Source organism: Nocardia altamirensis NBRC 108246 (genome assembly GCF_001612685.1).
Taxonomy (GTDB): domain Bacteria; phylum Actinomycetota; class Actinomycetes; order Mycobacteriales; family Mycobacteriaceae; genus Nocardia; species Nocardia altamirensis.
In genome coordinates this window covers 24,541-37,813 of the sequence record NZ_BDAY01000088.1, presented here as the reverse complement: position 1 = coordinate 37,813, position 13,273 = coordinate 24,541, and the positions used below count along the sequence as shown (strand labels likewise).

The window sequence follows — 13,273 nt, the reverse complement described above, 5'->3', positions numbered from 1 at the left end:
GCGAGTTCGGACCGTCTGCGACATTGTCGACTGGGGTCAGGCGACTTTCAGCGCCGTGTAGATGAGAGCGAGCGACCCGGCGACAACTGCCGCGCCGAATAGAATGCCCAACATGGACAGCGCCAGCCAGCTCAGTCCGGCGAGCGCCGCCACCCCCACCCAGGCCAGCCTGGGCGCGACCCGCGACATCAGGTCGAAGCCCTTGCCGGGCTTGACGATAAGTGATTCGCCGTTGGCCACACCGGTACGGACATAGTCGACGACGGTCGAAAGACGCTCGGTCACCAGCGCCGCGCCATGGCCGCCCTCGATATGCCGGATCTGGCGCGTTCCTGGTGGCACCGAATCGAATCCGGTGAATCCACCGACACCGACATCGCGCATCCGGAACGCACGCAGCCCGCTGCACAACCAGCCGACCGGCTTGTCCTCGCTGGCGCAGATGTTGACCAGGGAACCGATCTGGCCGTCGTCGGCGCAGCGGATCCAGTCGAAATCGCGGGGGAGCACACTGCCCGCGAGGAAGACGTTCTGAAACTCCAGGGCCGGAATGTGTTTCAGTGACTGCCCGAACAGGTACGTGCCGTTGCTGTGCCCGACGAAGTGGAACGGAACACCTGGATGCCGCGCGAGGTGGTAGCTGTAGGTGTCGGCGAACCAGCGCAGGTTGCGCCGCCGGGTGAACGGCAGCGCGAAATCATAGGCCGACAGCCGACCGTAGGACGGCGTTACCACGAGCACATTCTTGTCGGCGTCGAGCAGTTTGGTCTCGAGCTCGCTCGGCCATTCGCCGTTACCGGATCGGATCCCGTGCAGTGCGAAAACCACCGAGGTCTTCGCGGCCTCGCCCGCGGGGAGCGCTTCCGGATTGCTGGAACTGAGCGGTTCGATGATCGACGCGCGCAGAATGTCGAAGCGCTGACCCGGATAGTCTTCGGACAGACCAGGTTCGAGACTGATGATGTCGGCGTGTGTCGCACCGGGCACCACCTTCTGCACACCGGTAGGCAGCGTCTCCAGATCGCGACTGTCCTCCCGCACGACAGTCTTGTCCTTCTTTCCGCTGACCTGCACCACCATCGGCGCCCGATCGCCCAACTCGGCGATCTCACGCAACCACAGAATCCGCAAGTTGGTGATAAACGGTGCGCCACAAACCAATTCGAGCACGGTGAACATCCGCAGCAGCACCGCTGCCGCCTTCACCGGATACCGCTGCCACCACGGCAGCCGACCGAGATCGACCCCGCGATTGGGTGCGGCCAGCAGCACAATCCTGCTCACCGCCTCCGCCCACGCCAGCCGATGCCCGTTGATCCCGCGCAACGCCTGCAAATACGCGTACCGGTGCATGAGTCCACCGACACTGTGCCCGATGAGCACAATCTCCGGCGTCTTGCGTGGCCCCGTCCAATACGCGTCGATCCGATCGGCGAGATCCCGGCACCGGTTCGTCATGGTGCCGCGACTGAATCGGCGGATCGGATCAGGGAACTGCCAGTAGATCGTCTCGTCGGTCCCGTATCCAGGCTCCCGTTGCAGTCGGGCGAACAGCCCCGCCACCGCATCAGGCTTTTCGGCGAGTCCAGGCACATAGACGATCAGCCGTCGATGCTGGACTTGTGCCGTATTCATCTCGCCCCCGGAATATGGTCAGTAGCGGGCCGCCGGCCTGCGGTGATGCTCTTACCTCATCATCGACACAATGCCCGCCGCCGTTTCGTTTCCGCACTTAGTCGGACCGGTAGCCGAACCGCACCTCCACTGCGGACCGTCGTTCGATCGACACCCGAGGCTCGGGTCAGCGAGCCGACCCCAGAATTCGGCGGGTTTGGTGCGAATTGCAGAGCAGTTGCCCGTCGGGCGTCCAGAGCGTGACGGTGTCGATGGACCATCCGTCGTCGGCGTGCTCGGTGTGGGAGTGCACCAGCACCCATTCGTCGGCCGGTTCGGCATCGAGGGCGTCGGTGAAATACAGGGACAACTCGGCGGTCACGATCGGTGTCGGAGTTGTCAGCACGCCATACAGGGCGGGTGATCCGGTGTCGGCCAGCGCGACGACCGCTTGCGCGTCCGTCGGGCGTTGATCGGTGAACCGTACCCAGTTCAGGAATTCAGCGCGGTCCCCACCTGCCAGCGGTTGGACCGGACTCGCAGTGCGAAGTTCGAAGTGCGCGGCGATGGGCATCGGAAACGCCGGTGCGGGTAGCACCTCGCAGTCTTGTGGCGCGGGAACCCGCGGCATAACGAGTCCCTCGTACCGGCATCCGTCATGGCGCCGGCCGAATGTCGCGGTGGCCAGCAAAGCCACATCGTCGTCTTGATAGGCCTGCAATGACACCACACTCGAACTGCGCCGCGCGTGGTTCACAGTCACGTCCATGAGCAGGGGACGTTCGTCGACCGGTTCCAGGAACGACACCGACAGCGCGCGTACCCGGTGACTTTCGGCGACCTGTTCCTGCATCGCGGCTAAACCCGATGCGGCAACGGTTCCGCCGTGCGCTCCTTTGTACGACCAGAGTGAACGGTCGACCGTCACAATGCTTTGCGCGCCGGGTACCGAAGGAACCTCGTTGTGAAGTAGCTGATTCGGTGCGTTCATGTGCTGCTCCTGCCCTGAGTTTCACGGGGTGGTCGCACGCCGGGTGCCTCATTCACTGCCTTGTGCCGAAGGTGCTGGCGGCTCGGACCCACTCTTGAATACTTGCGGAACACTCGACCAGATAGGGGAGCGGCAGAGCTGATCAGGAGGATCGATGCCGCTTCATGAAGTTCGCCCGCTTTGCAGCGTACTGACGGGGCCGTTGATCCGAACACCACTCGTCGCGCCGAAATTCGATCGGATTGCGCCACTCGAATGGCGCGGCGCAGCGGCGCCGATATTCGCGCTATTCATGGTGTGGTCAGCGGAAAGCGTTGCGGTAGGCGCGAGGCGCCGTTCCGACGTTGCTGGTGAAATGACGTCGCAGGGTCACCGCAGTACCGAATCCGGATGCCTCCGCGACCTGGTCGATGGACAACTCGGTGGTTTCCAGGAGTTGACGCGCGCGGTCGAGCCTGGCGTGCAGCAGCCATTGTTGGGCGGTGGTGCCGAGTTGGTCCTGGAAATGTCGCTGCAAGCTGCGCACGGACAGCCCGGCCGCGCGGGCGATCTCGGTCTGCGCCAGCGGACGTTCGAGATTGTGTTCGATCCACTCCAGCACCGGTTGCAGCGCGGACCGATCGGTGGGGCGCGGAATGCGCGGGATGAATTGGGCTTGCCCGCCGTCGCGCTGCAGGGGCATCACCAGATATCGGGCGGTGTCGGCGGCGATCTCGGCACCGTAATCGTTGCGGACCATATGCAGGCACATGTCCATTACCGCGGCCGATCCTGCGGACGTGAGCACCGAACCGTGGTCGACGAACAGCACCGCCGGATCGACGTCGATATTCGGATAGCGTTCGGCGAGTTCAGCGCAGGCCAGCCAGTGGGTGGTCGCGCGTTGCCCGTCCAGCAACCCTGTCTCCGCGAGCGTGAACGCACCGGTGCACAACGAGGCGATCCGGGCGCCACGCTCGGCGGCCTGACGCACGCGATCGAGCACCCACTGCTCAGCGTGGTGCGGTGGTTGCCCGCCGGGGACCAGCACGGTGTCGGCATTCTCCAGCGCCGAAGGCGACCACGACGGTCGCATGCCGAAACTCGGCTGCCCGCGAGTCATGGCTGTCGTTGCCCCGTTTCCGCAGACCCGGACCTCGTAGGCCTTGGTGCCGTCGGCAAGGCGGGCTGCCGCGAAGACCTGCAGGCCGATCACCAGGTCGAACACCTCGACCCGGTCAGGAAGCACGGCGCCAACGACATGCATTTCGCCATCGTATGGTCAGAGGTCGGCGGTGGGGGCCAACGCGCCGCTGCGGCCTCGGTGGCGGCGAGTTGCGCCGTGTGGCGTCGGTCATAGCGCCTCAGCTGCCGATTGACGAGTCTGGCAACTCGAGAGCAAACTGGGCAAGCGTTAGGGGTAAGCGAGCGTTTCGTCGCTGTAGGTTCTCGCGCTATTGCCGCGGCCACATCGTCGCGGCCGATTTCGATCGAAGGTGTTCATCGAGCCACAGAGTGGGCGGTAGTCGGGGACGCACAACAGATTTCGGTGGATCAGTCCACTCTCACGAAGAGGACGGAATGATGAACGAAAACGAGTTCGCGCGATACGTGGCGCTGTACAACTCCGGCAACTACCGCCATGTCGTGGACGACTACTTCCACGAGAACATCCGGATCGACATCTACGGCGTGAACTTCACCCGTGGCGCGTTGGACACCTTGCAGTGGCTGCAGAACAGTCACAACGGAGTGATCGAAACCATGCTCGTCGACGATCTGCGTATCAGCGCGAACGGTCGCGATGTGTACGCCAGGGTCAGGGAACGGCTGGTCGCCCTCGAAGTCGTGAAACGGTTGGCGTCTGGACCGTTGGTGCCGGGGCAGGTCAGAACGACGACCTTCCACGCGCATTTCCTCGTCAAGGACGGCAGGTTCGTCCGCATCTCCCTCGACCTCCCGAAAGAGCCTCTGCCCCAGCTTGATCGGCTCGCAGACCCTGCGGCCGCTCGCTACCTTCGGCAGGGTCCGCCGATGATTGCCCCGGATATCGAAGGCGACGCGTGGGTGGTCGACGATTCGGCACAATGGATCACCGCCCGTCCACAATCAGATTGGTTGTCTCCGAACTAGCGAGTTTTCGAGCGGTCGGAATTGACTGGTCGTGTGTGGACGTCGGATGCGTTCGAGGCCGATTTGGTGATGCTATTTTGTTGCTATGCTGCCTCGACGCTGTGCACGCACGCTCGTATTCGGCACCCTCGCGACCATCTTTTTGGTTGCTTCTTCGAACATCCCGAGCATTGCTGAAACGACGGGGCCGACGACCATCGCCTTGCCGATGCGGACCGCAGGAAAATGGTTCACCGACTCGGCAGGGCGCGTCGTGATCCTGCACGGTGAAAACGTCGCGAACAAACGCCCGCCCTACACTCCGTCAGCGGAGGGCTTCGGCCAACCGGACGCCGAATTGCTTGCCGCGGAAGGGTTCAACGCGGTCCGGATGTCCCTCATCTGGTCCGCGGTGGAGCCGGAGCCTGGCCAATACGACGACGGCTACCTCGCCGATATCGCCAACACTGTGCGCGTGCTGCACGATCACGGCATTGCCACCGAACTCGAATTTCACCAGGATCTGTGGTCGAGCAGATACGGCGGTGAAGGTGCGCCACTGTGGGCAACGATCGATAACGGCATGCCGGATACCTTCCACGATCTGGTCGCCGCGAACCTGGCCAACCCGGGTTTCTGGGCGGCCACCACCAGCTTCTTCGCCAATGCGCCTGGACCGGGCGGCATCGGCATTCAGACTCGATTCCTGGACATGTGGCGGCACACGGCCGCCTACTTCCGCGACGTACCCGGAGTCATCGGATACGGGCCGCTGAACCAGCCACCCGCTGGCCCGTCCTTCTTGCCATGCCTGGCCAACGTGTGCCCGCCCGTGGTCATCGATCAACTCCAGGCGTTCAATCGCAATGTCGACGCCGCCATCCGGGCCGGTGATCCCGACACACCCATCTGGTTCTCCGGGCTGGTCACCACGAATTACGGCACCAGCGCGGATCTCGGCGCTCCGCCCGGGCCGAACGCCGCATACGGATTCAACGTGTACTGCGTGGTCCAGGCGTTGCAGGGCGGCGGCAGCGCAGGCTGCGATCCGCAATGGAGGTCCGATATCAATCAAGCCGAGGTGTACACCGATGCCGTGCAGATCCCGTCGGTGGTCACGGAATTCGGCGCGACCGGTGACCGGGCAGCGCTCATCGAGAACGTGGATCTGTTCGATCAAGCCCGGCTCGGCTGGTTCAACTGGACCTACCTCGGCGGCGATCCCGCGACGGTGGCGAAGGACCCGGACGACCAGGCCATCGTGGTGGACGCGCACCAGCCGCGAGGCGGAGCAAACGTGCGCGAAGCGAATCTCGACGCGCTGGTCCGCCCGTATCCGAAACTGACCGCGGGTACCCCGATCGAATGGCATTACGACGTCGCCGCGCACCGGTTCACCTCTCGATGGGACACCCGGCGTGCTGATCGTGGCGGCCGATTCCCCGACGGATCGGTGACGGCGATCTCGACCCCGCCCCGGGCGTACCCCGGCGGCTACCACGCTCAAATCATCGGTGGCCGTGTCGTTTCGGCGGCGAATGCGGCCGAGCTGCAGGTCGCCTCGTGCCCGGGGGCGGCTGAGGTATCGATCGTCGTCGAACTCGGCGACGGCCCTGCCCAGCAGGGGTGCTGAGCAATTGTCCGGAGCTTCATGGCTCGGGTAGCGGGTCCGGCTGGTAGTGGCAGCGACGAACAGTAGAGCGTTGCGTGGTGCCGCAAACTGGCAGCAGGTGCTTGCCGGCCGGGTGATGGGAGTTGCGGAATTGGTCCGGAGGGCGTGCGGGGCCAACTAGCATCAAGGGCGATTTCTCGTGGCGTTGGATGGTCAGGAGGTCGTCGATGTTTGGTACGAAGTGCGCGCTGATCGCGGTGGCGGGAGCCGCGACGATGATGCTGTGCTCGACTCCCGCGAGCGCCGCTCCCGAGGACGAGTTCATCACGTTGAATTCCGTGGTCACCGCGTCGCCTGACGGCTTGCAGGCCACCGGCACCTATTGGTGTGACGGCGGTATCGGCTATCTCGACGTCTCCGCCAAGATGGAGACCAGCGGCAGCGGCACGATCCAGCTGACCAGCTTCCCGCCGGGGGTGACGCTGCAATGCACAGGTCGGGTCGAGAGCTGGTCCGTTGTGCTGAAGCCGTCCAACGGACAGCCGGTATTGGTGCCCTACACCGATGGCACCGGTACCGCGCAGCTGAACAGGAAGTATTGGAAGACCGATTCCGGGCAGGTGGCCCTCCACCTCGGATAACCCAGTGCGCCTGCTGCTTTGCGGGTTGAGTTCAAGTACTTGCCGCCCTGCTGGTTACGAGGACAGCCTCGCCTTCTCGCGTGGGTCGTGCTGGTTCACGCACTCTTGGTACGGATTCGGGTTTCCCGATTTCTGCTGACAGCTCCACGGAGTGCCGTCCACGGTCACCGTGACGGCTTTGCTCTCGCTCCAATTGTCCTGTTCGCCATAGGCGTTGGTTACCGCCATGGCTTTGGCGCACGCTCCGACGCCGTCGGGTGCGGACACGAACACCGCGAGACCTTTGGTTCCGCTGCCGCAGTAGACGAACTCGTCCGCAGTCTCGGTGCGCTGCGATTTCGCCGGCCCGTTCAGGCTGGGCAGTGTGGAGGTTTCGGACTTGCCGCCGACCGGGCTGACGGTGATCCGGGTGAACATGCCGTCGACCGGGTTGGTCAACTCGACGGTGGCGGGTGTGGTCTTGTGTTCGCCTTCGGCGCAACTGGGTTCGCAGATGTTGCGGTTCTCGGTGGCGTTGCCGCGTGCGGCGGTGGCCGTCCACGCTTCCCAAATGATGGCGCTGACAGACAGATTCGCGTCGGCGCAGGTGATATCGATCCGTTCGGGACGGCTGGACGGTCGGCCTGCACAGTCGACGACCTGTGCCTGCGGGCCGACCGCCGTGCCGGGGTCCGTTGGTTTCTGCGCAGGCTTCGATTCGCTCGAGCAGCCGGCGAGCAGGATCCCCGCGGCGCCGATGGCCAACAGCGTGGTGATGTGTCCGCGATCTGTCATCAACGCTCCTTCGATGAGGAATGGTCGAGTACATGCGCCACCCTGTCCAGCCTCCCGGCCGAAGGTGCCCTCTGATCGTATCGCTGAGCTAACGTGCAGTTAATTAGAGTTTGGTTTGATTCCGCCCAGGCATTCGAAGCTGCCAAGGAGTTGGTCACCGGACGTCGAAGCGGGTCAGGCGCAGCGGAGGTCGGGCTGAAAGATGCCGGTGTTGCCGCGTAGCCAGGTGTCGAAGGTCTGGAGTTCGGGGTACATGCCGCGCAGTGCCTTGATGTCTGCCCGTCGGGTTCGGCCTGCGGCATCGAGGTTGGGGTGCCAGGTGTCGCGGCTGTCGAGGGCGGTGGGTGGCAGCTGGCGGTACTCGATCCACCTGTGGGTCGCGGCGCTGATGGCGGTGGCGACCTGCGTCATGGAGAGTTCGTCACCCGCCAACGTCAGACGAGTGCCGACGTACCAGTAGGGGTTGCCGAACGCCACCGTGGCGAAGGCGCCGATGTCCTGGACCGCGAACAGCTGGACGGGTTGATCGGGCGAGAACACATGGGAGAACGTGCCGTTCGCTCGGCCGTTGATCGGCCCCGAGGTGCCGATGTTCTCCATGAACATCGTCGCGAGCAGCACGGTGGCGGGTAAACCGCTCTCGTGGAGGTATCGCTCGATCTCCCTTTTGGCCAGGTACGAGTGAATTCCGTTGTCGTGCTCCACATCGAGGTCGGCTGCGGCGGAATACACGAGGTGCTCGACATCAGCGGCCACCGCCGCGTCGATGAGGTTCTTCCCTTGTCGAATCTCCTCCGCGACAACGAATTCCGACGCGAAGCCGCGCACCGCCTGGGCGTGGAACACCCCATGGGCGCCTTTGACGGCAACCTCCAAGGAAGCGCGATCGTCCAGGTCGCCGACTATCAGTTCCGCGCCGACCGTCCGAAGTGCCTGTGCGGTAGGGCTTTCCGGGTTCCGGGTCAGCGCCCGCACCTGCCAGCCGTCGGCGAGCAGTTCGGCCGCCGTCGCTCTGCCTTGTCGCCCGGTGGCTCCGACCACCAGGATGACGTTGTCGCTCCGTCTTGTCATGGTCTGTCTCCTAGACATTGAACAGCCTGCCCGGCTGCGGGATACGGAGCCGGCGTGCTTCTCTGCCGTACTCGAATTCTCTGGTCAGTCGATCGAGGGTTTCGGAATAGTGCGACCACCCTTCGGCATGGATCGGGACGATCACCGCGTCGGCGAGCAGTTCGGCCGCCAGTAGGGCGGTTCGGGCGTTGAAGGTGGAATCGAGGTCGCCGAACCGACCGGTGTTCGCCGCGCCGGTGTACAACACCGCGACGTCGATCTGGACGAAGTGTTCGGCGACCCGCTCGACCGCGGTGAGCGAGGTGTTGTCACCGGAGATGTACACCGTCGGCCAGCCGCTCGACTGCACGACGAATCCGGTGACCAAGCCGGTGACCGACTCCGATCGCGCTGGGCCCGGCCGCGCAGGGACGCCGGTGACAACGACCCAGCCGTCGTCGGGCGTCTCGATCACCACGCTTTCCCAATTCTCCAGTCCGTGAACGTAATTGATGCGTGCGGCGGCATCGGTCGTGGAGAGTACGGTGCCTGCGGTGCTGAGATAGGCCCGGCCGGAGCGGTCCAGATTGTCGGCGTGCTGGTCGTGCGAGAGGAGCACGATATCGACGGGGCCGAGAATGTCCGGATGCACGGCGGGCCCGGAGAGTTTACGAAGCGTGGCCTCGCCCGGATACATGCCTGGCGGATCGAAGGTCGGATCGGTGAGGATGCTCAGTCCGCGGTACCTGAACCATAAGGTCGGGCCGCCGACCAGCAGCGCGGCGATCTCCGCGCGTACTGACGTCACTGGTGCCTGGTGGGTAGTTGTCATGTGGATACCCCGACGTTTCGGTAACTGCGCGCTCTGCGCCGAACGGTTTTAAGCCTCGTCGAGCAGCTACCTTCGGGCAATACCGCTCGGCGCGACAGTCGACTACCGCACAGGTCTACAAAAGTGGCCCGATCGGCCACCTGCGGTATGAATCCACGCATCGTGCACGGTATTTCGCCGGACGGTCCACCTCCCTAGGATTTGCCCATAGGTAGGACAGGCATTGCTGACAATTCGCAGTGCCGCCGACTGTGCGGCAGCCTACTGAGCGGGGGTGACATGCACTCATCGCAAATCGGGAGAATCATCGTGCGGCAGTACGGAATACCTCGCCCTTTCGAAAACGGCCGAGCAGGTGCCGAGTGACCTCGGTTGCCGACATCATCGCGATGGGATGGTACGAACGGGCCATCGTGCTGACCGGCAAACAACCTCTCGCCGTCCTGCTGGTCGCGTTCTTGGCCGCCTTTCTGTTTATCCGATTGAGCGTCCGGATGATCCGCGCCGAGGTGGCGTGGTGGCCGCGCAACATCACACCGGGAGGCCTGCATATCCATCATGTGGTCTTCGGTGTTGGCTTCATGCTCGTCGCTGGCTTCGGCGGCTTCAGCCCCATCGGCCCCCGCTCGCCGTGGATGGAGATCTTCGCTGGGCTGTTCGGTGTCGGTGCGGCCCTCGTCCTCGACGAATTCGCGTTGATCCTGCATCTACGGGACGTCTACTGGGCCGAGCAGGGCAGGCTGTCGGTCGACGCGGTGTTCATCGGTGCGGCGATCTGTGGGCTGCTGTTGCTCGGAGCCGCACCGTTCGGGGTGGCCGATACGCCGTTGACCGGCTGGCAGTTCGTCGGCGTGATCCTGGTCAATGCGGTGCTCGCCCTGGTGACGCTGCTCAAAGGCAAGATCTGGACGGGCCTGGTCGGATTGTTCATCCCGATCGTCGCGTTGGTCGGCGCGGTGCGCCTCGCTCGCCCTGGTTCGCCGTGGGCGCGGTCGGCCTACCCGCCGGGATCTCGCGAGGCGATCCGAGCAGCGCATCGCGAACAGCGCGGCGGATGGATGAGGCGACTGCGCATTGCCGTGTACAACGCGGTGGCCGGTCGGCCGACCGAATAGCCAGGTGAGGGCGATTTCTCCGATAGGGTGCAGCAAGGTCGCCCGTCGACCTGTGCGCCCGGGACTGTTAGTCGCCGACATGAAGGGACGCCGCACAACGATGGAGCGGATCATCGGTTGGCTCGGATCCAAGCCGCTGGTGGCCGACAGCGCGCTCGCGGTCGGCCTCGTGGCGGCCGATCTCGTCTCCGATCCGTGGCGGCCGGCGCAGTCCCAGATCAACAGCTGGCGCGACCTGCTCGCCACGGCGGTGATCTTCGGTGCACTGGCGTTGCGGCGGCGGTGGCCGCTGCCGGTGTACCTCGCTCAGCTGCCACCCGCTGCGTGGCTCTATCACTCGGGTTCCTACGACCCCCTGGTGAATGTGGCCATCATGACTGCCCTGTACACGGTCGGCACCTCGACGCGACGCTGGGTGTCGACGCTGGCCGCCGCGTTGTTTCCCCTGTTCGTGTGGCAACTGTGGTACTTGCGCCCCGAGGGTCCGCCGGTGTCGGCCGGCGTTGACCGATGGCTCAATCCGACGCTCATCGCCATGATCACCGTCTTCTTCGGACAGGCGGTCCGGCAGAGCCGACGACGAGCGGTCGAGCTGGCCGAGGTGCAGCGGCAGCTCGCCGACGAGGCCGTCGTGCGGGAACGCGTCCGCATTGCCCGCGAACTGCATGACGTGGTGGCGCACAGTCTCGGCGTGATCGTCGTTCGGTCCGGCGTCGGGCGCAGGCTCGCCGCCGCCGACAACGCGCAGGCGATCGAGTCGTTGGCGGTCATCGAGACGACGAGCCGGTCGGCACTCGTCGAGATGCGGCACCTGTTGACCATGCTCCGCAGCGCGGAGGACGAGCCGGAAGGGGAGTCGTCTCGGGCCCGAATGGACAACGTCACGGAGCTGATCATGGCGCTGCCTCAGTCCGAGTTTCCGGTCGAGTTGATCCAGCAGGGTGAGCGCTATGCCCTGCCGTCCTGCGAGGAGGTGGCCGGGTATCGGATCGTGCAGGAAGCGCTGACCAACGTGCTCAAACACGCGGGCGCGGTCCGCACCCGAGTAATCCTGCGGTATCAGTCGGCTGGGCTGGAGATCGAGGTGATCAATGATCCACCTGCTGCGCCTCGGGCCACGTTCGGCGCTCGGTTGCCTTCGGGCGGTCAGGGATTGATGGGGATGCGGGAGCGACTGGCGATGTTCGGCGGCGCGCTGGAGGTGGGGCCGCTGCCGGGCGGTGGATTCCGGGTGTGGGCGATGCTGCCTGCCGAAACAACGCACGGGAATGCGGCTGGGAGGAGCACCGGATGACCATTCGGGTGTTGCTGGTCGACGATCAGGCTCTGATTCGGGCCGGTCTCGCGGCATTGCTCAATGCTGAGCCCGATATCGAAGTCGTCGGCGAGGCCGCGGACGGCGTGGTTGCCGTGGCGAGTGCGCGGGCGCTGCGGCCGGACGTGGTCTTGATGGATATCAGCATGCCCGGGATGAGCGGGGTGGAGGCCGGTGGGCTGATCGTGACCGAAAGCGGAGGGCAGTCGGCAGTCCTGATCTTGACGACCTTCGATCTCGACGAGCATGTCTACGCGGCGCTGACCGCGGGCGCATCGGGATTCCTGCTGAAAGATGCTCCGCCGGAAGAACTTATCGCCGCGGTGCGGGTGGTCGCTCGTGGCGACGCGCTGATCGCGCCGCACATTACAAAGCGGCTGATCGGGCGGTTCGCCGCCAACCAACGGGCGGTGGGCCAGGCCACGTCGCGGCTTGCGGAGCTGACCGAGCGGGAGTTGGAAGTCGTGATGATGGTAGGACAAGGCTTGGACAACAAGCAGATCGCGCGCCAGCTGTTCATCTCTGAATCCACCGCCAAGACCCATCTCAACCGCGCCATGGTCAAGCTGGAGCTGTCATCGAGGGCGCAGATCGTCGCGGCTGCCTATTCGGCAGGACTGGTGACCCCGGGCGCGGTCGACAACTGAGCGTTGCACCTGGAAATGCCAGGCCTGCAAGATCTTTCAGCGTCACCGGGATCTCGTGCAGCAAGTCCCTATCGGCGGCGTCTGCGTCGAATGGCGCAGGGGGCGTCGTCGTGGTCGCGGGCCAGGGCAAGCATGGCCAGCCCGGTGTCGTGAGTGAGCATGTCCAGGTCCTCCAGCACGCCGCCGACGGCGTCGCTGGCGGCCCGGATATTCTCAGGTGTCGTGTCGGCCTGATCGAATACGGCTCGGAGCGTGTGCAATTGAAGCCCGACGTCGAACATCCATCGCGGTTTCCAACACCTGCGGCAGCAGCACGTTCACCGTGGAGCGGGTGCGCAGTTGGGCGGTCAGCCCGTGCAGCCGGGACATGGCCTCGGGCCGTTCGGCGGCGAATTCCAGTGCGGTGGCAAAGTACTGGGCTCGCGCGGCGAGCTGTGCCGGACTCGTGGTCGCACGCAGGTCGGCAGCGCGGTGAGCCAGTTGGATGTGGTCCAGCGCCGCGTCCGGGTTCCAGCTCGATCTCATGAGCGTGACCTTGCCTCTGGGTTCAACGCGGAGTGTCACTGCCGGAGGTGAATATCGTGATCTCGC

13 protein-coding genes are annotated in these 13,273 nt (G+C 64.7%); 6 read left to right on the top strand and 7 right to left on the bottom strand.

Annotated features, from left to right (window positions below):
- Nucleotides 1-36: 36 nt before the first annotated feature.
- From NA11_RS35720 to NA11_RS35710, 3 genes are all read right to left on the bottom strand, one after another.
- Entirely contained in the window at nt 37-1,635 is a 1,599-nt protein-coding gene (locus NA11_RS35720) for a hypothetical protein (RefSeq protein ID WP_069166494.1), read from the bottom strand.
- A gap of 166 nt (nt 1,636-1,801) precedes the next feature.
- Nucleotides 1,802-2,605, bottom strand: a complete 804-nt coding sequence (locus NA11_RS35715) for an acyl-CoA thioesterase (RefSeq protein ID WP_084655340.1) — start codon at nt 2,603-2,605, stop codon at nt 1,802-1,804.
- A 301-nt stretch (nt 2,606-2,906) separates the two neighbouring features.
- Nucleotides 2,907-3,851: a GlxA family transcriptional regulator gene (locus tag NA11_RS35710; RefSeq protein ID WP_069166493.1), complete on the bottom strand. Its 945-nt coding sequence runs from the start codon at nt 3,849-3,851 to the stop codon at nt 2,907-2,909.
- A gap of 317 nt (nt 3,852-4,168) precedes the next feature.
- Between NA11_RS35710 and NA11_RS35705 the strand changes: the two genes are divergently transcribed.
- The 3 genes from NA11_RS35705 to NA11_RS35695 all read left to right on the top strand — a co-directional run bounded on the left by NA11_RS35705 (nt 4,169) and on the right by NA11_RS35695 (nt 6,949).
- Nucleotides 4,169-4,717, top strand: coding sequence for a type III PLP-dependent enzyme domain-containing protein (locus NA11_RS35705; protein WP_218023441.1), 549 nt, complete (start codon nt 4,169-4,171; stop codon nt 4,715-4,717).
- 208 nt (nt 4,718-4,925) lie between these two features.
- Nucleotides 4,926-6,329 carry a cellulase family glycosylhydrolase gene (locus tag NA11_RS35700; RefSeq protein WP_167837798.1) on the top strand — a complete coding sequence of 468 codons (1,404 nt, stop codon included), beginning with the start codon at nt 4,926-4,928 and terminating at the stop codon, nt 6,327-6,329.
- 206 nt (nt 6,330-6,535) lie between these two features.
- A complete protein-coding gene (locus NA11_RS35695; protein WP_069166490.1) occupies nt 6,536-6,949 on the top strand; it encodes a hypothetical protein in 414 nt (137 codons plus the stop codon).
- A 54-nt stretch (nt 6,950-7,003) separates the two neighbouring features.
- Here the strand turns inward: NA11_RS35695 and NA11_RS35690 are convergent, their stop codons facing one another.
- From NA11_RS35690 to NA11_RS35680, 3 genes are all read right to left on the bottom strand, one after another.
- A complete protein-coding gene (locus NA11_RS35690; protein ID WP_069166489.1) occupies nt 7,004-7,723 on the bottom strand; it encodes a hypothetical protein in 720 nt (239 codons plus the stop codon).
- Between the two features lie 174 nt (nt 7,724-7,897).
- A complete protein-coding gene (locus NA11_RS35685; protein ID WP_069166488.1) occupies nt 7,898-8,794 on the bottom strand; it encodes an NmrA/HSCARG family protein in 897 nt (298 codons plus the stop codon).
- Between the two features lie 10 nt (nt 8,795-8,804).
- A complete protein-coding gene (locus tag NA11_RS35680; RefSeq protein ID WP_069166487.1) occupies nt 8,805-9,605 on the bottom strand; it encodes an MBL fold metallo-hydrolase in 801 nt (266 codons plus the stop codon).
- Nucleotides 9,606-9,967: 362 nt separating this feature from the next.
- Here NA11_RS35680 and NA11_RS35675 point away from each other — a divergent pair, with 362 nt between their 5' ends.
- The 3 genes from NA11_RS35675 (at nt 9,968) to NA11_RS35665 (ending at nt 12,682) form a co-directional block, all read left to right on the top strand.
- Nucleotides 9,968-10,720, top strand: coding sequence for a hypothetical protein (locus tag NA11_RS35675; RefSeq protein WP_218023440.1), 753 nt, complete (start codon nt 9,968-9,970; stop codon nt 10,718-10,720).
- Nucleotides 10,721-10,799: 79 nt separating this feature from the next.
- The gene (locus NA11_RS35670; protein WP_141718029.1) at nt 10,800-12,014 is read left to right on the top strand and encodes a sensor histidine kinase; all 1,215 of its coding nucleotides are present in this window, start codon (nt 10,800-10,802) and stop codon (nt 12,012-12,014) included.
- Nucleotides 12,011-12,682 (top strand): response regulator, encoded by a 672-nt coding sequence (locus NA11_RS35665; protein WP_069166485.1) that lies wholly within the window; start codon nt 12,011-12,013, stop codon nt 12,680-12,682. The genes NA11_RS35670 and NA11_RS35665 overlap by 4 nt, the downstream gene beginning before the upstream one ends.
- 213 nt (nt 12,683-12,895) lie before the next feature.
- On the opposite strand, the gene NA11_RS35660 is transcribed toward NA11_RS35665, so the two are convergent.
- Complete coding sequence (locus NA11_RS35660; protein ID WP_069166484.1) at nt 12,896-13,207, bottom strand: hypothetical protein; 312 nt, start codon at nt 13,205-13,207, stop codon at nt 12,896-12,898.
- Nucleotides 13,208-13,273 lie beyond the last annotated feature (66 nt).